This is a genomic window from Methylobacterium thuringiense, assembly GCF_022179645.1.
Classification (GTDB): domain Bacteria; phylum Pseudomonadota; class Alphaproteobacteria; order Rhizobiales; family Beijerinckiaceae; genus Methylobacterium; species Methylobacterium thuringiense.
Window position 1 is genome coordinate 115902 of the sequence record NZ_BPRA01000014.1, and the last position, 24953, is coordinate 140854.

At 67.6% G+C, this 24953-nt stretch carries 24 protein-coding genes; 11 read left to right on the forward strand and 13 right to left on the reverse strand.

Translation table 11 applies throughout. The features are described 5' to 3' along the window. Window positions 1-11: 11 nt before the first annotated feature. Genes MFF07_RS15240 through dnaQ form a run of 4 tightly spaced genes read left to right on the forward strand, consistent with a single transcriptional unit; the run spans window position 12 to window position 3210 of the window. Window positions 12-977 carry a cation diffusion facilitator family transporter gene (locus MFF07_RS15240; protein WP_147817459.1) on the forward strand — a complete coding sequence of 322 codons (966 nt, stop codon included), beginning with the start codon at window positions 12-14 and terminating at the stop codon, window positions 975-977. Further along, the gene (locus MFF07_RS15245) at window positions 974-1813 is read left to right on the forward strand and encodes a shikimate dehydrogenase (RefSeq protein ID WP_147817458.1); all 840 of its coding nucleotides are present in this window, start codon (window positions 974-976) and stop codon (window positions 1811-1813) included. Before MFF07_RS15240 ends, MFF07_RS15245 begins: the two co-directional genes overlap by 4 nt. Continuing rightward, window positions 1810-2433 (forward strand): dephospho-CoA kinase, encoded by a 624-nt coding sequence (coaE, locus tag MFF07_RS15250; RefSeq protein WP_147817457.1) that lies wholly within the window; start codon window positions 1810-1812, stop codon window positions 2431-2433. Before MFF07_RS15245 ends, coaE begins: the two co-directional genes overlap by 4 nt. Before the next feature lie 42 nt (window positions 2434-2475). Continuing rightward, on the forward strand, window positions 2476-3210 hold the full coding sequence (gene dnaQ / locus MFF07_RS15255; protein WP_147817456.1) for a DNA polymerase III subunit epsilon: 735 nt from the start codon (window positions 2476-2478) through the stop codon (window positions 3208-3210). Window positions 3211-3380: 170 nt separating this feature from the next. Here dnaQ and MFF07_RS15260 read toward each other — a convergent pair whose 3' ends face one another. Then, window positions 3381-3611 carry a hypothetical protein gene (locus MFF07_RS15260; protein ID WP_238232308.1) on the reverse strand — a complete coding sequence of 77 codons (231 nt, stop codon included), beginning with the start codon at window positions 3609-3611 and terminating at the stop codon, window positions 3381-3383. 383 nt (window positions 3612-3994) lie between these two features. After that, complete coding sequence (locus MFF07_RS15265) at window positions 3995-4882, reverse strand: putative selenate ABC transporter substrate-binding protein (protein WP_147817455.1); 888 nt, start codon at window positions 4880-4882, stop codon at window positions 3995-3997. A gap of 158 nt (window positions 4883-5040) precedes the next feature. On the opposite strand from MFF07_RS15265, the gene selD reads away from it, so the two are divergent. Further along, complete coding sequence (gene selD, locus MFF07_RS15270; protein ID WP_238232309.1) at window positions 5041-6090, forward strand: selenide, water dikinase SelD; 1050 nt, start codon at window positions 5041-5043, stop codon at window positions 6088-6090. A gap of 133 nt (window positions 6091-6223) precedes the next feature. Here selD and MFF07_RS15275 read toward each other — a convergent pair whose 3' ends face one another. The 3 genes from MFF07_RS15275 to MFF07_RS15285 all read right to left on the reverse strand — a co-directional run bounded on the left by MFF07_RS15275 (window position 6224) and on the right by MFF07_RS15285 (window position 9614). Next, window positions 6224-7720, reverse strand: a complete 1497-nt coding sequence (locus tag MFF07_RS15275; protein ID WP_147818386.1) for an amino acid permease — start codon at window positions 7718-7720, stop codon at window positions 6224-6226. 128 nt (window positions 7721-7848) lie between these two features. Then, complete coding sequence (locus tag MFF07_RS15280) at window positions 7849-8505, reverse strand: DJ-1/PfpI family protein (RefSeq protein ID WP_147818389.1); 657 nt, start codon at window positions 8503-8505, stop codon at window positions 7849-7851. Window positions 8506-8624: 119 nt separating this feature from the next. Further along, window positions 8625-9614: an alpha/beta fold hydrolase gene (locus tag MFF07_RS15285; RefSeq protein ID WP_147818385.1), complete on the reverse strand. Its 990-nt coding sequence runs from the start codon at window positions 9612-9614 to the stop codon at window positions 8625-8627. Between the two features lie 157 nt (window positions 9615-9771). Between MFF07_RS15285 and MFF07_RS15290 the strand changes: the two genes are divergently transcribed. Continuing rightward, window positions 9772-10242, forward strand: coding sequence for an Hsp20 family protein (locus tag MFF07_RS15290; RefSeq protein WP_147818384.1), 471 nt, complete (start codon window positions 9772-9774; stop codon window positions 10240-10242). A 99-nt stretch (window positions 10243-10341) separates the two neighbouring features. Here MFF07_RS15290 and MFF07_RS15295 read toward each other — a convergent pair whose 3' ends face one another. The 5 genes from MFF07_RS15295 to tesB form a co-directional block, all read right to left on the reverse strand. After that, window positions 10342-10641: a hypothetical protein gene (locus MFF07_RS15295; protein WP_147818383.1), complete on the reverse strand. Its 300-nt coding sequence runs from the start codon at window positions 10639-10641 to the stop codon at window positions 10342-10344. Window positions 10642-10775: 134 nt separating this feature from the next. Beyond that, on the reverse strand, window positions 10776-12053 hold the full coding sequence (locus MFF07_RS15300; RefSeq protein ID WP_187272612.1) for an outer membrane beta-barrel protein: 1278 nt from the start codon (window positions 12051-12053) through the stop codon (window positions 10776-10778). A gap of 360 nt (window positions 12054-12413) precedes the next feature. Continuing rightward, window positions 12414-13910 (reverse strand): ammonium transporter, encoded by a 1497-nt coding sequence (locus MFF07_RS15305; RefSeq protein ID WP_147818382.1) that lies wholly within the window; start codon window positions 13908-13910, stop codon window positions 12414-12416. Window positions 13911-14102: 192 nt separating this feature from the next. Further along, complete coding sequence (locus MFF07_RS15310; protein ID WP_147818381.1) at window positions 14103-14441, reverse strand: P-II family nitrogen regulator; 339 nt, start codon at window positions 14439-14441, stop codon at window positions 14103-14105. 319 nt (window positions 14442-14760) lie between these two features. After that, a complete protein-coding gene (gene tesB, locus MFF07_RS15315) occupies window positions 14761-15636 on the reverse strand; it encodes an acyl-CoA thioesterase II (RefSeq protein ID WP_147818380.1) in 876 nt (291 codons plus the stop codon). A gap of 154 nt (window positions 15637-15790) precedes the next feature. On the opposite strand from tesB, the gene MFF07_RS15320 reads away from it, so the two are divergent. Further along, window positions 15791-17056: an FAD-dependent monooxygenase gene (locus tag MFF07_RS15320; RefSeq protein ID WP_147818379.1), complete on the forward strand. Its 1266-nt coding sequence runs from the start codon at window positions 15791-15793 to the stop codon at window positions 17054-17056. A 7-nt stretch (window positions 17057-17063) separates the two neighbouring features. Here the strand turns inward: MFF07_RS15320 and MFF07_RS15325 are convergent, their stop codons facing one another. Continuing rightward, the gene (locus tag MFF07_RS15325) at window positions 17064-17789 is read right to left on the reverse strand and encodes a YggS family pyridoxal phosphate-dependent enzyme (RefSeq protein WP_147818378.1); all 726 of its coding nucleotides are present in this window, start codon (window positions 17787-17789) and stop codon (window positions 17064-17066) included. A gap of 193 nt (window positions 17790-17982) precedes the next feature. Between MFF07_RS15325 and leuS the strand changes: the two genes are divergently transcribed. The 3 genes from leuS (at window position 17983) to MFF07_RS15340 (ending at window position 21852) form a co-directional block, all read left to right on the forward strand. After that, complete coding sequence (gene leuS, locus MFF07_RS15330) at window positions 17983-20568, forward strand: leucine--tRNA ligase (RefSeq protein WP_147818377.1); 2586 nt, start codon at window positions 17983-17985, stop codon at window positions 20566-20568. Between the two features lie 121 nt (window positions 20569-20689). After that, window positions 20690-21253 (forward strand): LPS assembly lipoprotein LptE, encoded by a 564-nt coding sequence (gene lptE, locus MFF07_RS15335; RefSeq protein ID WP_147818376.1) that lies wholly within the window; start codon window positions 20690-20692, stop codon window positions 21251-21253. Window positions 21254-21384: 131 nt separating this feature from the next. Continuing rightward, entirely contained in the window at window positions 21385-21852 is a 468-nt protein-coding gene (locus MFF07_RS15340) for a YaiI/YqxD family protein (protein ID WP_147818375.1), read from the forward strand. Between the two features lie 91 nt (window positions 21853-21943). Here the strand turns inward: MFF07_RS15340 and MFF07_RS15345 are convergent, their stop codons facing one another. Then, on the reverse strand, window positions 21944-23572 hold the full coding sequence (locus MFF07_RS15345) for a LysM peptidoglycan-binding domain-containing protein (RefSeq protein ID WP_147818374.1): 1629 nt from the start codon (window positions 23570-23572) through the stop codon (window positions 21944-21946). A gap of 324 nt (window positions 23573-23896) precedes the next feature. On the opposite strand from MFF07_RS15345, the gene MFF07_RS15350 reads away from it, so the two are divergent. Next, window positions 23897-24499, forward strand: a complete 603-nt coding sequence (locus tag MFF07_RS15350; RefSeq protein WP_147818387.1) for an LOG family protein — start codon at window positions 23897-23899, stop codon at window positions 24497-24499. Between the two features lie 43 nt (window positions 24500-24542). Here the strand turns inward: MFF07_RS15350 and MFF07_RS15355 are convergent, their stop codons facing one another. Beyond that, window positions 24543-24851 carry a hypothetical protein gene (locus MFF07_RS15355; protein ID WP_187272615.1) on the reverse strand — a complete coding sequence of 103 codons (309 nt, stop codon included), beginning with the start codon at window positions 24849-24851 and terminating at the stop codon, window positions 24543-24545. Window positions 24852-24953 lie beyond the last annotated feature (102 nt).

The following is a 24953-nucleotide window of genomic DNA, read 5'->3' on the forward strand; positions in this document are numbered from 1 at the left end:
CGAGCCCAGAGATGCCGGATCACGGTCACCCGCACCCGCACCCGCATGCTCACGACGATCACGACCACGCGCATCACGGCCATGCCGGCCACAGCCACGCCCCGAAGGATTTCGGGCGGGCGTTCGCGATCGGCATCGCCCTGAATGTCGGCTTCGTCATCATCGAAGCCAGCTATGGATTGGCGAGCAACTCGATGGCGCTGGTGGCGGATGCCGGCCACAACCTGTCGGACGTGCTGGGTCTCGCCGCCGCCTGGATCGCTTCGGTGCTGGTAAAACGGCGGCCGAGCACGCGGTTCACCTACGGCCTGCGTGGCTCCTCGATCCTCGCGGCTTTGTTCAACGCGGTGTTTCTGCTGATCGCCACCGGGGCGATCATGCTCGAGGCGGTGCAGCGGTTCTTCGATCCGGCGCCCGTCGCCGGCGTCACGGTCATGGTGGTGGCCGGAATCGGGATCGCGATCAACGGCTTCACCGCCTGGCTCTTCGCTTCGGGCGGTCGCACCGACATCAATATCCGTGGCGCCTATCTGCACATGTTGGCCGATGCCGTCGTCTCGGCCGGCGTCGTGCTGGCGGGTCTCGTGATTCTCGCGACCGGCTACGACTGGATCGACCCGATGGTCAGTCTCGTCATCGCCGGGCTGATCGTCTGGGCGACCTGGGGCCTCTTGCGCGACAGCCTCGGCATGGCGCTCTCCGCCGTACCGCCCGGCATCGATCCCGTCGCCGTGCGCGCGACCCTCGAGGCGCGTCCCGGCGTCAGCACGCTGCACGATCTCCACATCTGGCCGATGAGCACGACGGAGGTCGCCCTCACCGCGCATCTCGTGATGCGCGATGGCGACCTGCCCGATCGTTTCCTGCGCGATACCGCCGACGAGCTCCGAAAAGCATTCGGCATCGCCCACGCCACTCTCCAGATCGAGCGGACCGGCAGCGCCGATTGCACCCTTCCCGCGCAGTGCGAGGCATGATGCGCAAGGCTTTCGTCGTCGGGCATCCGATCGCGCATTCCCGCTCGCCGCTGATCCATGGCCACTGGCTGACGCAACACGGCATCGCTGGGTCCTATGAGCGCATCGACGTACCGCCGGAGCGTTTCGAGGCTTTCGTTCGCGGTTTGGCGGCAGCGGGTTTTGCCGGCGGCAACGTGACGATCCCGCACAAGGAGGCGGCCTTCCGGTTGGCTGACACGCTGACGCCGCGTGCGACGAAAATAGGGGCGGTGAACACGCTCGTCGTCGGTGAGGACGGCGGTATCCATGGTGACAACACCGATGCGCCGGGCTTCATCGCCCATCTCGAGCAGACGCTCGGCACCGGCTGGCTGGAGCACTCGAACGGAACGGCGGTCGTCCTCGGAGCGGGGGGGGCGGCGCGGGCCGTGGTCGCCGGCCTCGCCGAGCGCGGCATGTCGCGGATCCGCATCGCCAACCGAACGCCGGAACGGGCACGAGCCCTGGTCGAGATCGACCCTCGGCGGGTCGGCATCCTCGATTGGGCCACGTTGCCGGAAGCGCTGTCCGAAGCCCGGCTTCTGGTGAATACGACCTCGCTCGGCATGACGGGTCATCCGCCGCTCGATATCGACCTCGGACCCCTACCGAACGGGGCGGCTGTGGCGGATATCGTCTATGCGCCCCTGGAGACACCGCTGCTTGCGGCTGCGCGTGCACGCGGCCTCGCCACGGTCGATGGCCTCGGCATGCTGCTGCATCAGGCCGTGCCCGGCTTTTCGGATTGGTTCGGCGTTCGACCCGAGGTCACTCCGGAACTTCGCGCTCTCGTCGTCGCGGACCTCAGGCGATGAACGAGGCGCAGCCGAGCGGCGGAAGACCCAAGACGATCCTCGGGCTCACCGGCTCGATCGGCATGGGCAAGTCCGCGACGGCCGCATTGTTCGCGAAGCACGGCGTACCGGTTCACGACTCGGATGCGGCCGTACATCGCCTCTACGAATCCGGCGGTACTGCAGCCGAGGCGATCGGCGCGGCCTTTCCGGGAAGTCTGCGACCGGACGGCGGCGTCGATCGCGAGGCTCTTCGCAAAGCCGTACTCGGAAACGCCGAGGCCCTGCAGCGGCTTGAAGCGCTGGTCCACCCCCTGGTTGCGGAGGAAAGCCGTGCCTTCCTGGGCAGGCACGGCGATGCGCCCCTCGTCGTGCTCGACATCCCGCTGCTGTTCGAGACCGGAGCCGAGAAACGGTGCGACACCGTCGTGGTCGTCAGCGCTCCGGCCGAGGTGCAGCGCGCCCGCGTGCTCGCCCGGCCCGGCATGACGGAAGCGGCCTTCGCGGCGATCCTCGCCAAGCAGATGCCGGATGCCGAGAAGCGCCGGCGCGCCGATGTCGTGATCGATACGAGCCGCGGCTTCACTCATGCCGAGGCCGAGGTCGCGGCGCTCGTCGCGCGATTAAGGGATTCGCGATAGGGTCGGAGCCGGCCAAGCTCCAACGCGAAACGTCCAAAGACCATGCTGCGCGAGATCGTCCTCGATACCGAGACCACCGGCACGGATGCGAAGGGCGGTGACCGCCTGATCGAGATCGGCTGCGTCGAGCTGATCAACCACATCCGTACGGGCCAGACCTTTCACCGTTTCGTGAATCCGCAGCGGGCGGTCTCGGCAGGGGCGTTCGGCGTTCACGGAATCTCCGACGCGTTCCTGGCCGACAAGCCGCTGTTCGGCGACATCGTCGATGCGCTGCTGGATTTCTGCGGCGACGGCCGACTCGTGATCCACAACGCACCCTTCGATGTCGGCTTCCTCAACATGGAGTTCGCCCGGCTCAAGCCGTCGTCACCCCCGCCGATCGTGCTGGAGGAGGTCGTCGACACCCTCACGCTCGCGCGCCGCCGACATCCGGGCGCCGCCAACAACCTGGATGCCCTGTGCAATCGGTACGGCATCGACACGACGAAGCGGACCAAGCACGGGGCGCTACTCGACGCCGAAATCCTGGCCGAGGTCTATATCGAGCTGCTCGGCGGCAAGCAGACCAGCCTCGGTCTTGCGGCTGTCGCCGAAGACGGCACCGCTGCCCCCAGCACGGCGGCAATTCGGGTGTACGAGGACTATACGACCCTTCCCTCCAGGCCGATTCGCAGTCGCCTGACCGACGATGAGCGCGACCGCCACGCGACTTTCGTGGCGACGCTCGGAACGAACGCGATCTGGAAGGACTATATGGGCGAAGAGACGCCGTGAGGCGTCTCTTCCAGGTGTAAGAAGTAGATTTCGTCAGAACGCGCTCTTAGAGCAGGCTGCGAAATAGTGGCAACGGTTTTTCGCGCGAAGCCTGCGCTAAACTTCTGACTCGATCACGTTTTCTGCGTTTTGATCGATTCGATCAAAACGCAGCGTGATCTATGCGCGGACTACATCATACCCTTTTTCTTCATCATCATCTTTTTGCGCATCATCATTTTCTTGTCGCGCATCATCATCTGCCGCTTGGACATCATCTTCACGTAGGACGTCGGCGCGCCGCTCGCTTGCACACCCGTCGCGGTGGCGGCCGAGGCCGAGCCGAGGCCGAGGGTCAGACCGCCGAGGAGGGTGGCGGCTGCGAGCGCAACTGTCGTTGTCTTCATGATCGATTGCTCCACTATCACGTGCTCATGACAGACCCTGTCCGGTCTCCCCGGGTGGGGCGGCCCTGGAGGGTGAGCCTTCACCTGCCCAGTGGTCGGCAAGGGTGAGACGGGTGTGAGCACCGGATGCGCCCGTCTCGGGCAGGTGAACCTCGCGTGAGTCACGAGCCGGGGGCACGGACGCGGCCCACGCGAGGCTTCGGCTCTCGCTCTCGCGAGACCCGGTGATCAGTTACGATGGCGTGTGGAAGAAAGTTTCGCGCGAGAGGGCGAAGGCAGACGATTCTTTACGATGTGCTCACGGCGCGGCCATTCCGGATGTTTCACACATCGCTCGCGTAAACAGCAACGCTTGGAGCGCGACCTGTACGAGATCCTCACGTCTTCGGCCAGGACATTCAATCCAGCATGCCGCTGGTCTTACCCACCTCTATCAGCGGCGCGTAGGCGTCGTTCTTCACCGGGATGAACTTCGAGCGGCCGAAGGGCGCGAGCAGGATCGGATCGCTCATACCGAGCAGCGCCTGCCGGAGTTTCTCCGTAAAGCCCTTGCCCCAGGTCTGGTCGACGTCGCCGCGCACGGACCACTGGTTGTTGGCGAAGGGCGGCGATTCCCAGACCACCCTGACCTTGTCCGGGTCGATCTTGCCGGCTTTGGCGTCGAGGTCCCAGACCGTGTAGTCGACCGCGCCGAGATCGAACACACCGGACTGCACGAGCTGAATCGTGCGGCTGTGCTCGCCCGAATAGCCGATGCGGGAATACACTTCGTCGGGCGTCTTTTCCGGGAAGGCCTGGCGGATGAAGTATTCCGGCATCAGCCGGCCCGAGGTCGAGGAGCGTGCGCCGAAGGTGAAGGTCTTGCCCGGCGTCCCCTTGGGAAACTCCGCGGATTTCTCCAGCCCGAGCCTGGTGTTGGCGATGAGGTAGGTCCGGAAGACAGCGTCCTCGGCTCCCTGCGCCAACGCCTGAGACCCCGGCACCAGCCGGCGGGCCTGCACGCCGGTGAAGCCGCCGAACCAGGCGAGCTGAACCTCGCCGTTGCTGAAGGCCGTCACGGCGGAGGAGTAGTTCTTCACCGGCAGATATTTGACCGGCACGCCGAGCTTCTGCTGCAGATAGCTCGCGACCTTACCGAAGCGCTCGACCAGCCGGGCTTCGTCCTGGTCGGGAATGCCGGTGAAGACGAAAGTTGGCTTGGCCGCATCTTGGGCACGCGCCGTACCGGTGGCCATGACGGCCGCGAGCATCGCAACGCGGCCGATCGCCCGCACCCAGCCAACCATGCCGCAGCTCCCGGTCGCGTTGCGCCCGGCAGGCCGCGACGCGATATTGCGCCGAGCCCTCGGGCACGCAGGTTCTACAGAGCGTCGGCGCCTGACACCTTCGTGACATCGCGCCGGCTGCCGCCCCAACTTCCCCGTTTTCTCACACGGAGACCCGCATGGATGCCGAACCGGTCCGGCTCAGTACCCTCGCCCACGGCGGCGGCTGTGGCTGCAAGCTCGATCCGGCCGTGCTGCGCCGGCTCCTCGCCGACCAGCCGGCGGCCGGCCCGTTCGAGCGGCTGATCGTCGGCAACGAGACCTCGGACGATGCCGCGGTCTGGGCGCTCGACGACGGCACCTGCGTCATCGCCACCACCGACTTCTTCACGCCGATGGTCGACGACCCGCGCGATTTCGGGCGGATCGCGGCGACCAACGCGATCTCGGACGTCTACGCCATGGGCGGCAAGCCGATCATGGCGCTCGCCATCCTCGGCATGCCGGTGGGCAAGATCTCTCCCGAGATCGTCGCCGAGATCCTGAAGGGCGGCGCCAGTCTCTGCGCCGAGGCCGGGATCCCGATCGCCGGCGGCCATTCGATCGATACGCCGGAGCCGATCTACGGGCTCGCCGTCATCGGGACCTGCCGCCGCGAGGACGTGCGCCGCAACGCGGACGCTCAGGTAGGCGACGCGCTGATCCTGACGAAGCCGATCGGCGTCGGGATCTACTCGGCGGCGATCAAGAAGCAGGCGTTGCCGGAGGGCGGCTACGCCGATTTCATCGCGACGACGACGCGGCTGAACCGGGTCGGCACCGAACTCGCCGTCGACCCGGCCGTGCATGCGATGACCGACGTCACCGGCTTCGGGCTGCTCGGCCACGGGCTCGAACTCGCCCGGGGGGCCGGCGTCGCCTTGACGATCACGGCCGACGCCGTGCCGCTGCTGCCGGCCGCCGCGGCCCTGGCGCGGGAGGGCTTCGTCACCGGCGCCTCGCACCGCAACTGGTCGGCGTTCAGTGAGGCCGTCGCGCTGCCGGCGGGTTTTCCCGACTGGCGCCGGCACCTGCTCACCGACCCGCAGACCTCAGGCGGCCTGCTGGTGGCCTGTGCGGCCGATCGCGCGGAGGCGATTCTTTCGCGGATCCGTGAGGCTGGGTTTGCGCAAGCCGGGATCGTCGGGCGGGTGGGGGATGCGGGGGTGGGGCGGATCAGCGTGGTGTGAACGCGTTCATGCCGTTCCCGCTCGATCAGTTTGGGCGATCGTGGAGAACGGCCCAGCCGTCATTGCGAGGCGAAGCCGAAGCAATACCAGGGCCAACGCTCCGACGTCGGCATGTCGGCCCTGGAGTGCTTCTTCACGGCGCCATCGCCGTCGGCGCGTCTGGCCCCTCTTCGCGGCCGACGCGGCTGTTGCGGCGGCTCCAGGCGAAATAGATCACGATGCCGATCGCCATCCAGATGATCAGGCGCAGCCAGGTCTCGCCGTCGAGCGAGACCATCATCGCGGCGCAGAACAGGATGCCGAGGATCGGCACGAACGGCACCAGCGGGGTGCGGTACTCGCGCTTCGCGTCGGGCTGGGTGCGGCGCAGGATGATCACGCCGAGGCAGACCAGGATGAAGGCGAGCAGCGTACCGATCGAGGTCATGTGGCCGAGTTGGCTGATCGGCAGGAAGCCGCCGAGCGCCCCGGTGAACACCATGAAGAACATGTTGGAGCGGTAGGGCGTCTTCCACTTCGGATGGATCGCCGAGAAGAAGCCCGGCAGCAGCCGGTCCTTGCTCATGGTGTAGAACACCCGGCTCTGGCCCATCAGCAGCACCAGGATTACGGTGGAGAAGCCGCAGATCACGCCGAAGGTGACGAGGCCGCGCAGCCATGGGAACGGCGTCTGCGCGATGGCGGTGTCCACCGGTGCGGCGTCGCCGCGCAGGGCGTCGTAATGGACGAGGCCGGTGAGGACGCCGGCGAAGGCGATGTAGAGCGCGGTGCAGATGGCCAGCGATCCGAGGATGCCGATCATCATGTTGCGCTGGGGATTTTTTGCTTCTTGCGCCGCGGTGGAGACGGCGTCGAACCCGACATAGGCGAAGAACACCACGCCCGCCGCGCGCATCACGCCCGAGATGCCGTACTCGCCGAAGGTGCCGGTGTTCGGCGGCAGGAAGGGGTCGTAGTTCTGCGCCTTGATGTAGAACAGGCCGACGCCTGTCACGACCAGCACGACGGCGATCTTGACCATGACGATGGCGCCGTTGACCCGGGCCGATTCCCGGATGCCGACGATCAGCAGGGCCGAGGCCGCCACGATGATGAAGATCGCCGGCAGGTTCACGATGCCGTGCGCCATCGAACCGTCGGCGAGCTTGTAGGTCTCGAAGGGCGAGTTCACGAAGGCGCCGGGCAGGTTGATGCCGAGCGTGTCGCGCAGGAAGCGGGTGACGTAGCGCGACCAGCTCACCGACACGGTGGCGGCGCCGACCGCGTATTCGAGTACGAGGTCCCAGCCGATGATCCAGGCGACGAACTCGCCCATGGTGGCGTAGCTGTAGGTGTAGGCCGAACCGGCCACCGGGATCATGCCGGCGAGCTCCGAGTAGCACATGCCGGCGAAGGCGCAGCCGATGGCGGCGATGGCGAAGGAGATCACCACGGCCGGGCCGGCATGCTCGGCGGCGGCGATGCCGGTCAAAGAGAACAGGCCGGCACCGATGACCGCGCCGATGCCGAGTCCGATCAGGCTCCAGGGCCCCAGCGTCCGTTCGAGCGAGTTCTCGCCCTCCTCCGCGTCCTTGTTGAGCCGTTCGAGCGATTTGATGCGGAACAGATCGCCTGCAATACCTGCCGCCATGTGCGCTTCCTCCGGCCGCAGCCGTGATCCCGATAGGTACGATCAAGCGTTGAAAACGCTGATCGTGCAAGGGTCTCCGGGGCGCCCGCGTGCGATCCGCCGGCTGTCCTCACCGGTAGAATCGTCCCTCAGCGACGTCCGGTGGCAGCCTTCTGCGAACCCTCCGCCAACGCCTTCAGGATTTCGCCGGCCGCCCGCGTGATCTCGAGGCCGGCCTCCGTCGGCGTACCGGCTTGAAAGGGTGGCTGCGGCGCATATTCCGCGACGAGTTGTGCGGTCTTCGCGAAAACCTCGCCCTTCAACCGGGCGGCGAGTGCCAGGGCGAAGTCGAGCCCGGCGGAGATGCCGGCGGCGGTGACGCGGTTGCGGTCGAACACCACGCGCTTATCGACGGGCGTCGCGCCGAGGAGCGGCAGCACGGTGTCGCGCACACACCAATGCGAGGTGGCGCGGTAGCCGTCGAGGAGGCCCGCGGCCCCGAGGATCAGAGAGCCGGTGCAGACGCTCGTGATCCAGGCAGCGCGCGCGGCACGGTCGCGGAGGAAGGCGAGGGTGTCGGCGTCGCGCATCTGCGCCGGCGTGCCGTCGCCGCCGGGCACGAACAGCACCGTGACGTCGCGCGGGCAGGTGGCGAAGTCGTGCGTGGCGACGATCGCGAGACCGGTGTCGCTCTCCACGGGACCGATATCCTTCGCGACGAGATGAAGGTTGCCGCCGGCCAGGCCCGCGAGCAGCTCCTGCGGGCCCACCACGTCGAGCGCGGTCATGCCGGGATAGAGCAGCATGGCGATCGAGGTCGCCTCGGCGCCCGAATCCGAGCGCGCAGACGTCGGCCGGGAGAGCAGAGTCGCGGCCAAGGCCGACACCGTGAAGTCGCGCCGGTCCATGGTCCCTCCGCGCGCCGTCAGGCCGGCTCGGATACGGAGCGGCGAGAGCCGGCGCTCTCGACCCGGGTGTGCCCGGGGATGAAGGCGTCGAAGGCGGCCCAGAAATCTGCCCGGATCGCGTCGGTCTCGGTCAGGATCTCGTGGCGCGAGCCCGGCAGCACGATGAGGTGTCCGGCGCGCAACCGCCCGGCGAAGCGCTCGGTGGCGGGCAGACCGCAGACCGGGTCGGCCCCCGCCCCCACCACCAGCACCGGCATGTCGATGCGCGGGGCGACGCGCAGATCGCGCAGGCGGCGCATGGCGCGGAAAGCCGAGGCGAGCCAAGCGATGGTCGGATCGCCGACCGCTCCCGCGCCGACTTCGGCGGCCGCCGCCGCGTTGCGGGCATAGCGTACCGGATCACCCGAGAGCCGGTTCCCCTTGAAGGGTTTCGTGGCAATCGAGACGGCGCTGCCGAACGGGATATAGGCCTTGCCGAGCCCCAGGCGGTGCAGGCTCCGCGACAGCAGTGAGGCGGCGAGCGGATACTTCACCATCCGGATCGAGAGCATCGGTGCGACCGTCACCAACCGCTCGAAGGGCAGCCAGCCTTCCAGCGCCCCGGTAAAGGCGATGGCGCCGCCCATGGAGTGAGCGAGGCCGAAATGCGGCTCGGGGGTCGAGGGCACCAGCACCGTCTCGGCCACCGCCGCCATATCGAGGCGGTAATCGTCGAAGCGGGCGACATGCCCCTTGTGCGCATCCTCGACCTGTCGCGAAGACTCGCCCTGGCCGCGCCAGTCGAAGGCGACGACGTGGAAGCCGCGCCGGCGCAGCTCGCCGATCGGCTCGTAGTATTTTTCGATGAACTCGGCCCGGCCCTGCAGCAGGCAGACCGTGCCCTTCTCGGTGCGGGTCAACGGACGCCAGTAGGCGGCACGCAGCGTCAGGCCGTCGGCCGTCCTGACGGGCACCAGCGTCGCGCCGGGCGGAACCGGGTTTCCGGGCGTGGGCTTGAGCGTCAGCATCGTCGAATGGAACCTTGCCGAGAGCGTCTGCGAAACATCTTGAAGCCGTCGAAAACCGTCCCGATATCAGTCTAGCGCCGGCCGATACGGCGGCGCAGCGGTCCGGCCTTCGGGCGGACCGGCACAGTCTACATGTTGCTCATCGAGAGGATATGTCATGCGTCAGTACGACCTCGCCCCGCTCTATCGCTCCACCGTCGGCTTCGACCGGCTGTTTGCCGCCCTCGACGGTTTCGTCAGCGCCGAGCAGGCCCCCACCTATCCGCCCTACAACATCGAGCGCACCGCCGAGAACGCCTATCGCGTCACCGTCGCGGTCGCCGGTTTTACCGAGTCCGATCTCTCGATCGAGACCCGCGAGAGCACGCTGACCATCAAGGGCGAGCGCAAGCCCGTGGAGGGCAAGGCGGAGGTTCTGCATCAGGGCATCGCCGCCCGGGCCTTCGAACGTCGCTTCCAGCTCGCCGACTACGTCCAAGTCACCGGCGCCTCGCTGGAGCACGGGCTGCTCCATGTCGATCTCGTCCGCGAGATCCCGGAGGCGAAGAAGCCCCGGCGGATCCAGATCGCCGGAAGTGCTCCTGCGAGCCAGCCGACGATCGAGGGCTCGGTCCAGCAGGCGGCATAAGCGGCCGGGCTTTCAGCCCCCTCGACAGACGAGCGCCTCGGTCGATCGACCGGGGCGCTTTCGGATCGTGGGCGCTCCCTGCCAAAACGTCCAAAAGACTCAAAAATCACCGAAGCGGTCGCCGCGGCCCGGCTCGTAACAGGTGTAGCCGACGAAGCATTGCGGTGTGTCGCGGGCCGGGACGAAGGCCCGCTTGCCCGCCTCTGTCGGCTCGCAGAAGCTGCGGTCGCGCACGAACCGGTCGTAGGTTTGCCCGCCGGTGCCGAGTACGACGCCGCCCTCTCGCAGGACAACGCCGCGCGCCTGGGCGCAGGTCATCGTGGTGGTGGTGGGCCGTGCGGCGGCAGCGGCGACGCAGGCTACCAGGATCACCGCCGAGAGGCCGGTGGAGCGGATCATGATACCGGTCTTTCCTCCGGCGTCCTGCGACGCCGCAACCGGACAAGTCCGCGACCGCCCGATGGTGCCGGCGACGACGAAAAAAGGCCCCGGATCGCTCCGGGGCCTTTCGTCGCGCGGGATGTCGTATGGGATCAGAAGGTGATGCCCGTCTCGATCATGTAGCGCTCTTGCGTCGTCCGGTTGCCGGTACGGCCAAAGCCCGTGCCGAGGGTGCCGGCGAGCACGTTGCCGCGCTGGATGTCCTGCAGATCCACGAAGGAGTACTCGCCGCGGATGAAGAAGCGGTCGAAGGTGAAGGTCGGCGTGACCGTGTACGAGAAGGCCGAGCTGCCCGGGCCGTAGAGCAGGTTGGTCTGCGGGACTGCGCTCAGGCGATTGCCGTCCTGCTGGATGTACTCGAAGCGGCCGCCGAGCGAGAACCAGTCGGTGAACGCGTAGGCGCCGAGGATCGCCGCGCCGAAGGTCGAGGCGCTGGTCGGAATGCCGAGGCCGACGTCGCCTGAGACGTCGGTGTACTGGAGGTAGGGCGTGATGGTCCACGGACCGTTGGCGTAGGTGTAGTTCACGCTGACGATGCTGCTGTTCTGCAGGTTCAGGGGCGTCGCGTAGCTGAACTGCGAACCGCGGCCGGCATTGTTGAACTTGGAGAAGTTCGTGCCGCCGTTGACGCCGATCGTGTTGGCATCGTCGATCTTGTAGGTGATGAGACCGGTGACCCAGTTCAACTCACCCGAGAAGAAGCCGTCGGTGACCGCCAGCGAAGCCGCCCACGGGCCGCTCGCGTAGTTCACCTGAACGCCCTGGTTGACGAAGTTCTCCTGGTTGAACAGCAGGCCGCGCGAGATGTTGATGTTCTGGAAGGTGAACAGCAGCTCGGTGCCGATGTTCGTGAACATCCGGCCGCCCTGGAACGACCATTCGTCGTTGATCTGGTACTTGCCGTAGGCGATCGGCACGGGTCCGAACAGGGCGCTGTTCTGGTCGTAGGACTGGAACACCGGCAGGCCGAGCGTCGGGATCGAATAGAGGCCGGCCGCCACGAAGAATTGGAACGGACCGTCGGCCTTCTGGATGAACAGCATCGCGTTGCTGGCGTCGAGACGCTGGTTCCGGTCCGGGTCCGTGTTGACCGGGGTCAGCGCCGCGTTGAAGGGGTTCGAGAAGCTGTAGGCCATGGCCGAGAAGGCGCCGCCCAGGTAGAGGTCGCCGATCGGCGAGGCCCAGCAGGACGAGGTCGCAGGGGCCTTGATGGTGGGGCCGTAGCCCGGCGTCGAGATCGCAGCCTTGCAGTGCTCCTCGACCAGGATCGGCGCGGCGGCCTTGGAGGGCAGATCGGCCGCGAAAGCGGAACCGGCGGCGAGCAGTGCAAGCGTCGCTACGGATCCCCGCAGCACCAGTTTGGAAGACATCGATCGAGCCCCTTGTTTCTTTCTATGGTCAAGGTTGCCGAAAGCGTCCTGCACCGCAAAAGGAAGTTTCGAGCAATTGCCTAGCAAATAGGCAAATTCAGCCCAAGTGCCCCAGTCGCTCAGAGTTGTTGCCTTTGCGCAACATTTCTGTTGCCGTCTCGTCACGCGATCGCTCGGTCTACGGTGCGAATGGGTTCATCATTTCTTAATCGGTCGGCAAATCGAGCCGTTTCGTTCGTGTATTGCCCTGATCTTCGAATCGCATGCCCTGTTTGTCGGCGCGCAAGATCGTGTCGCAAACGAAAAGACCCCGGCGCATGGCGCCGGGGTCTTCAATCCAGATACGACGATTCGTCTGGATCAGTAGTTGTAGGCGCGCTCGCCGTGGTCGGCAATGTCGAGGCCCTCGCGCTCCTCGTCTTCCTTCACGCGCAGGCCGATGGTGAGATCGACGAGCTTGTAGAGGATGGCGGAGCCGATGCCCGACCAGAGGACGGTCAGGCCGACGGCCTCGGCCTGCACGATGAACTGGCTCATCATGTCGTAGGCGCCGACGACGAGTTCACCGGGCTTGGTGGTGTAGTCGGGGATGCCTGCGCCGCCGAGCTTCGGATCGACCAGGATGCCGGTCGCCAGAGCACCGAGGATGCCGCCGACGCCGTGGACACCGAAGACGTCCAGGGAGTCGTCGTAGCCGAGGGCGTTCTTGACCGTCGAGCACATCACGAAGCAGACGCCGCCTGCGACGAAGCCGAGGACGATCGATCCCATCGGCCCCGCGAAACCCGCGGCCGGAGTGACGGCCACGAGACCGGCAATGGCGCCCGAGAGCATGCCGAGCAGCGACGGCTTGCCCTTGAGGGCCCATTCCACGAACAGCCAGGCCACCGCCGCCGCCGCCGTGGCGACGAAGGTGTTGATCATCGCGAGGCCGGCATTGCCGTTCGACTCGAGGTTGGAGCCGGCGTTGAAGCCGAACCAGCCGACCCAGAGCAGCGAGGCGCCGATCGTGGTCATGGTCAGGGAGTGCGGGGCGAGCAGGTCACGGCCGTAGCCGATGCGCTTGCCGAGCATCAGGCAGCCGACGAAGCCGGCGATGCCCGCGTTGATGTGCACCACCGTGCCGCCGGCGAAGTCGAGGGCGCCCTTCTTGAAGAGGAAGCCCGCATCGGCGTTGACCGCGTCCAGAGCCGCCTGGGCGCTGGCCTTGGAGGCGTCGTCGGTGGCAGCTGCGAGCGCCTTGGCGGCGTTGCCGACCAGATCCGGGCCGCCCCAGTACCAGACCATGTGCGCCATCGGGAAGTAGATGAGCGTGATCCAGAGGATCATGAACACCATGAGCGCCGAGAACTTCATCCGCTCGGCGAAGGCGCCGACGATGAGAGCCGGTGTGATCATCGCGAACGTCATCTGGAAGCAGATGTAGACGTATTCGGGGATCACGACGCCGTTCGAGAAGGTCGCGACGGTGGTGGTCGCATCGACACCCTTGAGGAAGGCCTTGGAGAAGCCGCCGACGAAGTCGTTGAGGCCGCCGCCGTTGGTGAAGGCGAGGCTGTAGCCGTAGAACACCCACAGCAGGCCGGCGATGCAGACGATGGCGAAGACCTGCGTCAGCACCGAGAGCATGTTCTTGGTGCGCACGAGGCCGCCGTAGAACAGGGCCAGGCCCGGCACGCTCATCATCAGCACGAGGGCGGCCGAGATCAGCATCCAGGCAGTGTCGCCCTTGTTGGGCACGGGTGCCGGCGGCGCGGTGGCCGCGGCGACGGCGTCCTGCGCGAGCGAAGGCTCGGCGAGGAGAAGGCCGGCGGCGGCTCCTCCCAGTCCGAGCGCAAGAAGGGTACGAAGTTTCATGGACACGAGGCTCCCGATCGCACTGCGATTCTGATGGAAGGAGGAGGCGCGGTGGTCCGGCCGGGCCGGATCGCCAATTCTTTCAAGGACTGGAGCGCTTTCCGGCCAAGTGGGCACCGGTTGGTCGAAGGAGAGCGCGTCGCAACAGAGGTTTAGAGCGGTCGGCCCGATGCGATCGGGTCGGAGAGAGCTCTAGAGGGCGTCCGCGTCGGTCTCGCCGGTGCGGATGCGGATGGCCTTCTCCAGCGGCATGACGAAGATCTTGCCATCGCCGATCTGACCGGTGCGGGCGGCACCCGCGATGGTGTCGATGACGTTGGTGACGAGATCCGCGGCGACCGCGACCTCGATCTTGAGCTTCGGCAGGAAGCTGACGGCGTATTCGGCACCGCGGTAGATCTCGGTATGGCCCTTCTGGCGGCCGTAGCCCTTGACCTCGGTCACGGTGAGGCCGTGCACGCCGATGCCGGTCAGGGCGTCGCGGACCTCCTCCAACTTGAACGGCTTGATGATCGCCATCACGATTTTCATGGGCGGCGCCCCCTGGGTTCGCTCGATGTGCCGCCGGTCGCCTTCTTCGTCACTGGGACGGCTTTAGGTCCGGCGGTTCCGCAGGGCTCGGAATGAACCTGCGACCGGCCCGCACTATTCAAGGACTATGCCAGTCGGAACTTTTTCGGATTTTGCTCCCGTGCCCAGAAACTGAGCCGGGCCTGACTCTCGGTTGGGCACAGCAAACGCTCAAGCTGCGTAAAAATTAGGCGCATGGCTTAACGCTGCGGCAGATCAGGCTGGCAACACAGCCCCACGATGGAAACGCTCAAGAATCTATCGCTTTCAGCGCGAGCCTTCAGCGACCACGCCGACGGATGAGCCCTTCCTGGGCGACCGACGCGACAAGCTGTCCATCCCGCGAAAAAATCGCGCCTCGGGCGAAGCCGAGCGCACCCGATGTGCTCGGGCTGTCCTGCGCATAGAGCAGCCACTCGTCGGCCTTCACCGGGCGGTGGAACCAGAGGGCGTGGTCGAGGCTCGCCGACTGGATCTCGGGATCGAACACGGTGCGGCCGTGGGCGATCAGCGTCGAATCGAGCAGCGTCATGTCCGAGGCGTAGGCGAGGACGGCCCGGTGGATCGCCGGATCGTCCGGCAGGGTGTCGGCCGCCCGCATCCAGACGTGGAAGCGCGGCGCACGCGGCGCCCGGCTGAGATAGCGCTCGATCTCGACGGGCCTGAGCTGGATCGGCCATTTCTGGGTGAAGTAGGCAAACTTCAGGGGCGGTACGATGATCGCGTCCTGCTCGCGGCCCTCGGCGACGAAGCTGCCGGCATCGGCGAGGTCCTCCGGCGGCGGTACGTCCGGCATCGCGGTCGCGTGGTCGAAGCCTGCTTCTTCGCCGTGGAAGGACACCGACATCGCGAAGATCGCGCGGCCATGCTGGATCGCCTTGACCCGACGGGTGGTGAAGCTGCCGCCGTCGCGGATGCGCTCGACCTCGTAGTCGATCGGCACCGCCGGATCGCCGCCGAGCAGGAAATAGGCATGCAGCGAATGAGGCGGGCGCGCCTCGCTCACCGTACGCGAGGCCGCCACCAGCGCCTGCGCCACCACCTGCCCGCCGAAAACCCGCGGCCAGCCGTTCTTCTGGCAGGTGCCGCGAAACAGATCGGTCTCAAGACATTCGAGATCGAGGATGTCGAGGAGTTCGCGGACGGCGGCTGTCATGGTCTCCCGGGGGCGGATGCGGGTCGCGATATAGCGCACGAGGACTGGTGCCGGCCATGTCGCGCATTCATGCCTGCGACGCCGGGCGGATTGCCGGGAATGATAGGGAGTGCCACTTCATTCCGAAGTCGCGACAATGGGCTGGGAGAGCAGCATGAGCAGTGCGAAGAATCGCGCGGGCAGCCGCAGCCTGCTCGTGGCCGGCGCCGGCATTCCCGGCCTGACCCTCGCCATCGCCCTGAAGCAGGCGAACGGCCCGGCCCTCGACGTCACGGTTTGCGATCCCGGCCTGTCCGTCGGCGCTGCGCGTCATCGCGGCCGCGCCTTCGCCGTGGCGGCCGGCCCGCGCCGGATGTTCGAACGGCTCGGCCTGTGGGAGCGGATCGCACCGGCAGCCGAGCCCATCCGCGACATGGTCATCACCGACAGCCGCCTCGGCGACCCGGTGCGCCCGACATTCTTGACGTTCGCGCAGCGAAGCGCGGAGGAGGAGAGCCGGGGCGAACCCTTCGCCCACATGGTCGAGGCGGAGCCGCTGGTCGCCGTGCTGCTGGGCGCCGCCGAGGAGGTCGGCGTCACGTTCGAGCCGACGGGCATCGCCGACGCCGTGCCGGAGGGCGCGCGCATCCGCGCGACGCTCGGCGACAGGCGCGAACTCGCTGCGTCTCTCGTCGTCGCGGCGGACGGGGCGCGCTCGCGCCTGCGCGAGGCCGCCGGCATCGGCTGGGTCGGCTGGTCCTATCCGCAATCGGGCATCGTCGCGACGATCACGCACGAACGCGACCACGAGGGCCGCGCGTACGAGCACTTCCTGCCGAGCGGCCCCTTCGCGATCCTGCCGCTGCCGTCGTGCGACGGCCGGCACCGCTCTTCGATCGTGTGGACCGAGCGGCAGGCCGACGTTCCGGCGCTCCTCGGCGGCAGCGCGGAGGACACGCTGGCGGAGATCGAGCGCCGGTTCGGCTTGAGCCTCGGCCATATCGCCCTGGAGGACGGACCGAGCGCCCATACCCTGAGCTTCGGTATCGCCCGCAGCTTTTTCGGGGATCGCCTCGCGCTGCTGGGCGATGCCGCCCACGTCATCCACCCGGTCGCCGGCCAGGGGCTCAATCTCGGTTTTTCGGACGCCGCCGCCCTGGCCGAGACCGTGACGGAAGCCCTGCGGCTCGGCACGGACCCCGGCGCGCCGGAGGTGCTGCGGGCCTACGAGCGCGCCCGCCGCTTCGACACCGTGGCGATGGCCGCGGCTACCGACGGCCTCAACCGCCTCTTCTCGAACGACGCCCTGCCGGTGCGCCTCGCCCGTGATCTCGGCCTCGGCCTCGTCGACCGGCTGCCGGGCCTCAAGCGCTTCTTCATCGGCGAGGCCTCGGCAATCCGCGGTGCCCAACCGCGGCTGCTGCGCGGCGAGGCGCTCTGAAGGACGATCAGGCCTTTTTGGCCCGCGCCCCAAAAATCGCGGTGCCGACGCGGATATGCGTCGCGCCCATCTGGATCGCGGCCGGATAGTCCGCGCTCATGCCCATCGACAGGATCGGCAGGCGGTGCTTGTCGGCGATGCGGGCCAGCAGCGCGAAATGCGGTGAGGGCGGCTCGTCGAAGGGTGGAATGCACATCAACCCCTGCACAACGAGGCCGTGCGTGTCGCGGCACTCGGCCAGCAGGGTGTCGACCGCGTCCGGCGCGACGCCGGCCTTCTGCTCCTCGCCGCCCGTGTTGACCTGGATCAGCAGCCGCGGCTGGCGCCCCACCCGCTCGCTCTCCTTACTGATCGCCGCGGCGAGCGAGAGCCGGTCGAGGGAGTGGATCACGTCGAACAGCTCGACGGCCTCGCGCGCCTTGTTCGATTGCAGCGGCCCGACGAAGTGCAGCTCGACATCCGGAAAGCGCTCGCGCAAGGCTGGCCACTTGGCCTTCGCCTCCTGCACGTAATTTTCGCCGAAAAGCCGCTGCCCGGCTTCCAAGGCCGGCAGGATCACCTCGGCGGGCGCCGTCTTCGAGATCGCGACGAGGTGGATGTCCTGCGGATCCCGCTCGCTGTCCTCGGCGGCCCGGGCGATCAGCGCACGCACCTCGGCGAGGCCCGCCGCGACGTCGGCTTCGCCGAGCGGCGGTTTTTCGTCGGGCACGGCGGGAATCCAGGGGTCCGTCATGGGGTCTCGGGTTTCTTGGTCGGGTCTCGGGGCGACGCTGCTCGCCTTACCCTCCCGGAACGCGGGCCGGGAGCCCTGGGGTCCGGGCGCCTGGACGAAAGTCGGAGAAAGCCGATCCGTTGACGCCTCGCGCCGCGGATATGCTAGTGCCGCCGCTCGCTTTCTTCCTCCGGATCTCGCGGCGTCCCGGCCCATGACCAGCACCCCCGACCGCGCCATCGAGCGCTACAATGCCAAGGATGCCGAGCCGCGCTGGCAGCAGGCCTGGGACGCGGCGCGCCTGTTCGAGACGCAGAACGAGGATCCGCGCCCGAAATACTACGTGCTCGAGATGTTCCCCTACCCATCGGGGCGCATCCATGTCGGACATGTGCGCAACTACGCGATGGGCGACGTGGTGGCGCGCTACAAGCGGGCGCGCGGCTTCAACGTGCTGCACCCGATGGGCTGGGACGCCTTCGGCCTGCCGGCCGAGAACGCGGCGATGGAGCGGAAGGTCAACCCGCGCGAGTGGACCTATGCCAACATCGCCACGATGAAGAAGCAGCTGCAATCGATGGGCCTGTCCCTCGACTGGAGCCGCGAGATCGCCACCTGCGATCCCGACTACTATCGCCACCAGCAGCGCCTGTTTCTCGACTTCCTCGAGAAAGGCCTCGTCACCCGCCGCACGGCGAAGGTGAACTGGGACCCGGTCGACCACACCGTGCTCGCCAACGAGCAGGTCATCGACGGTCGCGGCTGGCGCTCGGGCGCGCTGGTGGAGCAGCGCGAGCTGACCCAGTGGTTCTTTCGGATTTCCGACTTCGCCGAGGATCTGCTGAGCGCCCTCGACGGGCTCGACCGCTGGCCGGAGAAGGTCCGGGTCATGCAGAAGAACTGGATCGGCCGCTCGGAGGGGCTGGAGGTCCGGTTTTCGTTGTCGTCCGCCCCTGCGGGCGCGGCCGAGGCGGTGACGGTGTTCACGACCCGGCCCGACACGCTCTTCGGCGCGCGCTTCCTCGCCATCGCCGCCGACCATCCGCTGGCGGCGACACTCGCGGCGGATCGGCCCGACCTGCAGACCTTCATCGAGGAATGCCGACGGCTGGGCACGGCGCAGGCCGCGATCGACACCGCCGAAAAGCTCGGTTTCGACACCGGGCTGACCGTGCGGCACCCGCTCGACCCGAGCTGGACCCTGCCGGTCTACATCGCGAATTTCGTGCTGATGGAGTACGGCACCGGCGCGGTCTTCGGCTGCCCGGCGCACGACCAGCGCGACTTGGACTTCGCCAACAAGTACGGCCTCGGCAACACGCCGGTGGTCTGCCCCGAGGGGCAGGACCCTGCGACGTTCACGATCACCGACACCGCCTATGACGGCGACGGCCGGATGATCAACTCGGCGTTCCTCGACGGCATGACCACCGACGCGGCTTTTTCCGCCGTCGCCACCCGCCTCGAAGCCGAGGGCGTGGCCGAGACAAAGATCCAGTTCCGGCTGCGCGACTGGGGCGTATCGCGCCAGCGCTACTGGGGCTGCCCGATCCCGATCATCCATTGCGACGCCTGCGGCCCGGTGCCAGTCCCCGTCGCCGACCTGCCGGTGAAGCTGCCGGACGCGGTCTCGTTCGATATCCCCGGCAACCCGCTGGAGCGCGACCACGCCTGGCGCAACGTGCCGTGCCCCAAATGCGGGGCGGCGGCGCGGCGCGAGACCGACACCATGGACACCTTCGTCGACTCGTCCTGGTACTACGCCCGCTTCACCGCGCCCTGGCTGCAGGACGCGCCGACGGACCGGGGTGCGGTCGATCACTGGCTCGCCGTCGACCAATATATCGGCGGCGTCGAGCACGCGATCCTGCATCTGCTCTACTCGCGCTTCTTCATGCGGGCGATGCGCGAGACCGGCTGGTCCGGCGTCTCCGAGCCGTTTGCGGGGTTGTTCACGCAGGGGATGGTCGTCCACGAGACCTACAAGGACGCGGCCGGTGCCTGGGTGCCGCCGGCCGAGATCCGCCTCGACAACGAGGGCGGCACGCGTCGCGCCTTCCACGTCGGCACTGGGGCCGAGATCGCCATCGGCCCCATCGAAAAGATGTCGAAGTCGAAGAAGAACGTCGTCGACCCCGACGACATCATCGCGAGCTACGGCGCCGACACCGCCCGCTGGTTCGTGCTCTCCGACTCGCCCCCCGAGCGCGACGTGATCTGGACCGAGGAGGGCGTGCAGGGCGCCGCGCGCTTCGTGCAGCGCATCTGGCGCCTCGTAAACCTCGCAGCCCACACCGACGGGCAGACGCAAGGCGCCGACGCCCCATTGCGCAAGGCAGCCCACAAGGCGCTGGCCGCGGTGGAGGAGGACGTCGAGCGGCTGCGCTTCAACCGCTGCGTCGCCCATGTCTACACCCTGGTCAACGCCCTCGACGAGGCTTTGCGCGCCGGCAGCACCCGCAAGGTGGCCGCCGAGGCTGCAGGAATCCTGGTGCAGCTGATCGCGCCGATGATGCCGCATCTCGCGGAAGAATGCTGGACCGCCCTCGGCCGCGATGGGCTCGTCGCCGACGCGCCCTGGCCTGCGGTCGAACGGGCGCTCTTGGTCGAGGACGAGATCACCCTGCCGGTGCAGATCAACGGCAAGAAGCGCGCGGACGTCACCGTCCCGAGCGGGGCCGACAAGGCGGCCGTCGAGGCCGCAGTGCTGGCCGACGAGGCGGTGCAGCGGGCCCTCGAAGGACGGTCTCCGAAGAAGGTGATCGTCGTGCCGGGGCGTATCGTGAACCTCGTGGTGTGAAGCCGCGGCTTCACCCCACTCTCGCCGCAGACGAAGCGTAAACCCCGTCATGGCAGGCTGATGACCGGACGCGGCGCTTGCCGTACAAGCTTGAGCATACGAGTCGGGGCGACCACGGACGATGATGCGGTTCGGGACACGAGAGGCGGCTTCCCGCACGATGCGGCTCGCCCTGGCGGCCAGCCTCGCGCTGAGCGTCTCGGCCTGTTTCCGACCGCTCTACGGGCCCACGGCCTCGGGCGAATCGATGCAGGTGGCGCTCGCCTCGGTGCAGATCGACGACGTCATCATGGCGCAGGATCAGGATCGCCTCGGGCATTATCTGCGCAGCGAGTTGATCTTCGGCCTCGACGGGTCGGGCCAGAACGCGACGCCGAAACGCTATCGGCTGAAGTTGCGCGGCAGCGAGTCGGTGACGACGCCGATCGTCTCCTCGACCACGGCGCGCGCTGAAGCCGGCACCATCATCGGAACCATCAACTTCTCGCTGGAAAACCTCGACGGCACCAAGGTCGTCACCGAGGGCGTCGCCACCTCGACCGCGACCTACGATCGCTCGATCCAGCGCTTCGCCAGCTTGCGCGCGGCACGCGACGCCGAAATCCGGCTCGCCAAGGTGCTGGCCGACCAGATCAAGACCCGCATCGCCTCCGTGCTGGCGGTGATCAAGCCTTCGGGCTCTTAAGTTCTTTCGAAGCGTTACGCATCACCGCTCCGACCGACGCATGTCGGCAAGCGCGACTGCGCGCCGCCGCTGATGAGGCGGACGGTCGTCGAGGCGCTAGCCGCGACGACCACTGAGGAAAAAGGCGTCCCATGCCCGACGCGATCACGATCTACGTCGACGCAGATGCCTGTCCGGTGAAGGACGAGACATTTCGCGTGGCGGCGCGGTACGGGCTCCACGTCATCGTCGTCGCCAACAGTTTCATGAACCTGCCGCGCGAGCCCTGGATCGAGCGCGTCGTCGTGAGCGACGGTTTCGACGCTGCCGACGACTGGATCGCCGAACGGGCCGACGCGGCCTCCGTCGTCATCACCAACGACGTGCCGCTGGCGAGCCGTTGCGTGAAGGCGGGCGCCGTCGCCATCGCACCGAACGGCAAGGCCTTCACGGACTCGTCCGTCGGCATGGCGCTGGCGACCCGTAACCTGATGCAGGACCTACGCGAGGCCGGTGCGATCACGGGCGGCCCGAAGCCTTTCTCTCCGAAGGACCGCTCGGCCTTCCTCGGAGCGCTCGATCGGGCGATCGTCAGGCTGCGACGCGAGCGGGGACTATGACATCGCGTTAGGACGGCCGGCGTTCGGGATCTGCGGAAGGCTTGATGGCGGCGCCGTGATCGCTTCCGTCTGCACGGGATCGACGCCTGCCTCAGCCCCGGTTCGCACCTTGCCGGTCGGAAGCCGGTGCGTCCTTCGGCATGACGAAGATCTGGCCCGGATAGATCAGGTTCGGGTCTCGGATCTGGTTGCGGTTGGCATCGTAGATCACGGTGTAGCGCTTGCCGTCGCCGTAGCTGCGCCGGCTGATCTGCCACAGGTTGTCGCCGCGGGTGATCTTTGCCGTGTCGATCTCCGGCACGAACACCGTGGCCGGCGGATCGCCCGGCGTGGGCGCGACGGCCGCCGCCATGTCCGGTCTCTGCGGCTGTGTCGGCAGTTGCTTGGCAGGAGGCGGTGATGCGCCGAGCGGGCTCTGCCTGGGGGCCGAGGTCCCGGCTCCCGGCAGCTTCGGCGACACCGCTTCCGCCGTGCGCTTGTCCGTCTCCGCCGAGAGCATCGCGGCGTTCGATCCCGCCACGCCAGCGGCCGCGTGCGGTTCCGCCGAGGAGGGAGGGGATGCAGCCGATTCGGGGGAACGCGCCGGCTGGGTCTCGGGCTTCGTCGGCGTGCTCGACGCCTCCTTCGAAGCCGTCCTGACCGGGTGCCTTGCCGCCTCCTTGGCGGCGAGCTGGCTTGGGAAGGTGAAGCCGACCTGCGCGCGCTGGCCGACCTTGCCGGACGTGTCGTCGACCTGATCGATGCGGATCTGGTAGCCGCCGGGCTTCACGCCGCGACCGATGGTGAAGGCTATACGACCGTCGGCGCCTGAGCGCCCAGACGCGACGAGCGTGTCGTTGAGGTAGAGGCGCAAGGAGGTCCAGGCTGCCCCCTGCCCCGAAACGAACAGCCGCCCGCCATCCTGCGCATCGACGCTGACGATCTTGACCGGTGTGGATTCGGCCATGGGGGCGGCAGGTTTGCCCCCTGCCGCCGACAGGGCCGCCTCGCGTCGCGGCGGCGTCCCGCCGGCTGGGGCAGGTTTGCCGGGATCCTTGCCCTGTTCGCTCCCCGCATCCCTGGCCGCCTCGGCCGACTTCGGCACGGCAGGGCTCGGCATCGAAAGAACGCGAGTCGGCTTGTCGGGCTCGCTAACGGCGACGAGGGGCTGCGCTTTCCTGTCCCTGTCGATCACTACCACGGCGCTCGCCCGGCCCTCCGTGGTCTTGCCGTCGGGGGTGGTGCTGCGAAGGGTCAGCTCGCTGTTGCCGGGGGGCAGAGTCAGGCTGTCGATGGCGAACTGGCCGGACTCGTCGGCCGTGGCGCGGGCGACCGTCTTGTTGTCGCGCAGCAGCTCCACCGACGCCTTCGGCGCACCGCGGCCCGCGAGTACCGCATCGCCGGAAGGCTCGACGCGAAGGATATCGAGGCTGGGCGTCCTCGCTTCATCCGCCCGCCCCGTTTCCGCTTGCAGCACGCCTCCGGGACCGGCAAGAGGCTTCTTGTTTGGTTCGATGGCGGCTTGGTCACCGGTGTTCGGGCGGGGCTTTTCCGCGTTCGCTTCGGAGCCCGCCTTGCCCTGCGGCAGGTCGGCGGCCGGCCGCGAGGTCTCACCGGTGACGGCGGAGCCCCGGACGCGTTTCAGGAGGTCTCCGGTGCCGAAGAGCGCCGCCACCACGGCCAGCCCGACCGCCGCGCCGATGCCGGCCAGCGCCAGGCCCCGTCCCAAACCCGCCGTCATGGCGTCGTACTCCTCAACGTCCGGCCGAAGCGATGCCGCGCCCCCTCGCGGGCTTGTCGACAACCCGTCTAGATCTCATGACATATCACTGAACATGACGGGAACACCAAGGCGCAGCTGCGGCCCGGGCGGCGAATACCGAGTGTAGGACCGGGCCATCCCGGTTCTTCGCCGGCTCGAGCAGGCTGCGAAAAAGTGGCAACGGGCTTTCGCGCGAAGCCTGCTCTCAACTTTTGAATCGATCACGCTGCGTTTTGATCGATTCGATCAAAACGCAGCGTGATCTAGGATTTGCGAATGTCGCGTAACGCGGGGGGAGGCGGGATCGTGCACCTGAGTTCGGTTTGCGTCTATTGCGGGTCAGGCTTCGGCGGCGATCCGGCGTTCAAGGAAGCCGCAGTGACGGTCGGTCGAGGGCTGGCCAAGGCCGGCATCGGACTCGTCTACGGTGGTGGCAATGTCGGGCTGATGGGCACCGTGGCCCATGCCGCCCTGCAGTCCGGCGGCCACGTCACCGGCATCATCCCGGACTTCCTGAAATCGCGCGAGCGCATGCTCGACGAGATCCAGGAGACGGTGGTCGTCGGTGATATGCACACACGCAAGAAGCTGATGTTCGATCGCGCCGACGCCTTCGTGGCGATGCCCGGCGGCATCGGGACGCTCGAAGAACTCATCGAGCAGATGACCTGGGCCCAGCTCGGCCAGCACGCCAAGCCGATCCTGCTGCTCTCGATCAACGGTTTCTGGGACCCGCTGCTGACGCTGCTCGACCACATGCGCGGCCACGGTTTCCTGCGGCCTGGGCTCGACCCGGCCTTCCTCGTCGCGACCGATGCGGCGGACGTGGTGGGGATGCTGCAGGATGCGGCGGCGCGGCGGGAGCCCTCCCCCGAGGGAGAGAACTTGGTCAAGGAGCGGATGTAGGGGGAGCCGGGCGCCCCGGATATCTTCGAGGCGCCCGCGTCGTTCAGAAAAAGTCGCGCCGGCCACGGCCGTAGTGACCGCCTCCGAAGCCGCGGCCCCGGCCGTAGCCGAACCCATCGTGGTGGTGATGATGGCCGCCGAAGCGCCGGCCGTAGCCGTATCCACCACCGCCGCCATAGCCACGGTAACCACGACCGCGGCCATACCCGCCGCCACCGTAGCCGCCGTAACCGTACTGAACCGACTCGATCAGGCTGCCTGCGTCCGATGTGGCCGTCACGCCGATCGGCGCGGCCGATGCGGGAGCTGCCAGCACCAGTCCGGCTGCGACGACACCGGCCGCGAACGTCATGGATTTGATCAAAGGACTTCTCCTCGGGCGCGCCGCGGAAAGCCCCGGCGCGAAGTCGGGGCTAGCAGGAGCAACCTGAACGCCGGCCGTTGCCGCCTCGCG

What these genes read in the sequence shown, in the direction of transcription:
- MFF07_RS15240 (WP_147817459.1), top strand. Translation starts at nt 12, where the DNA reads ATGCCGGATCACGGTCACCCGCACCCGCACCCGCATGCTCACGACGAT.
- MFF07_RS15245 (WP_147817458.1), top strand. Translation starts at nt 974, where the DNA reads ATGATGCGCAAGGCTTTCGTCGTCGGGCATCCGATCGCGCATTCCCGC.
- coaE (WP_147817457.1), top strand. Translation starts at nt 1,810, where the DNA reads ATGAACGAGGCGCAGCCGAGCGGCGGAAGACCCAAGACGATCCTCGGG.
- dnaQ (WP_147817456.1), top strand. Translation starts at nt 2,476, where the DNA reads ATGCTGCGCGAGATCGTCCTCGATACCGAGACCACCGGCACGGATGCG.
- MFF07_RS15265 (WP_147817455.1), bottom strand. Translation starts at nt 4,882, where the DNA reads ATGGTTGGCTGGGTGCGGGCGATCGGCCGCGTTGCGATGCTCGCGGCC.
- selD (WP_238232309.1), top strand. Translation starts at nt 5,041, where the DNA reads ATGGATGCCGAACCGGTCCGGCTCAGTACCCTCGCCCACGGCGGCGGC.
- MFF07_RS15275 (WP_147818386.1), bottom strand. Translation starts at nt 7,720, where the DNA reads ATGGCGGCAGGTATTGCAGGCGATCTGTTCCGCATCAAATCGCTCGAA.
- MFF07_RS15280 (WP_147818389.1), bottom strand. Translation starts at nt 8,505, where the DNA reads ATGCTGCTCTATCCCGGCATGACCGCGCTCGACGTGGTGGGCCCGCAG.
- MFF07_RS15285 (WP_147818385.1), bottom strand. Translation starts at nt 9,614, where the DNA reads ATGCTGACGCTCAAGCCCACGCCCGGAAACCCGGTTCCGCCCGGCGCG.
- MFF07_RS15290 (WP_147818384.1), top strand. Translation starts at nt 9,772, where the DNA reads ATGCGTCAGTACGACCTCGCCCCGCTCTATCGCTCCACCGTCGGCTTC.
- MFF07_RS15295 (WP_147818383.1), bottom strand. Translation starts at nt 10,641, where the DNA reads ATGATCCGCTCCACCGGCCTCTCGGCGGTGATCCTGGTAGCCTGCGTC.
- MFF07_RS15300 (WP_187272612.1), bottom strand. Translation starts at nt 12,053, where the DNA reads ATGTCTTCCAAACTGGTGCTGCGGGGATCCGTAGCGACGCTTGCACTG.
- MFF07_RS15305 (WP_147818382.1), bottom strand. Translation starts at nt 13,910, where the DNA reads ATGAAACTTCGTACCCTTCTTGCGCTCGGACTGGGAGGAGCCGCCGCC.
- MFF07_RS15310 (WP_147818381.1), bottom strand. Translation starts at nt 14,441, where the DNA reads ATGAAAATCGTGATGGCGATCATCAAGCCGTTCAAGTTGGAGGAGGTC.
- tesB (WP_147818380.1), bottom strand. Translation starts at nt 15,636, where the DNA reads ATGACAGCCGCCGTCCGCGAACTCCTCGACATCCTCGATCTCGAATGT.
- MFF07_RS15320 (WP_147818379.1), top strand. Translation starts at nt 15,791, where the DNA reads ATGAGCAGTGCGAAGAATCGCGCGGGCAGCCGCAGCCTGCTCGTGGCC.
- MFF07_RS15325 (WP_147818378.1), bottom strand. Translation starts at nt 17,789, where the DNA reads ATGACGGACCCCTGGATTCCCGCCGTGCCCGACGAAAAACCGCCGCTC.
- leuS (WP_147818377.1), top strand. Translation starts at nt 17,983, where the DNA reads ATGACCAGCACCCCCGACCGCGCCATCGAGCGCTACAATGCCAAGGAT.
- lptE (WP_147818376.1), top strand. Translation starts at nt 20,690, where the DNA reads ATGATGCGGTTCGGGACACGAGAGGCGGCTTCCCGCACGATGCGGCTC.
- MFF07_RS15340 (WP_147818375.1), top strand. Translation starts at nt 21,385, where the DNA reads ATGCCCGACGCGATCACGATCTACGTCGACGCAGATGCCTGTCCGGTG.
- MFF07_RS15345 (WP_147818374.1), bottom strand. Translation starts at nt 23,572, where the DNA reads ATGACGGCGGGTTTGGGACGGGGCCTGGCGCTGGCCGGCATCGGCGCG.
- MFF07_RS15355 (WP_187272615.1), bottom strand. Translation starts at nt 24,851, where the DNA reads ATGACGTTCGCGGCCGGTGTCGTCGCAGCCGGACTGGTGCTGGCAGCT.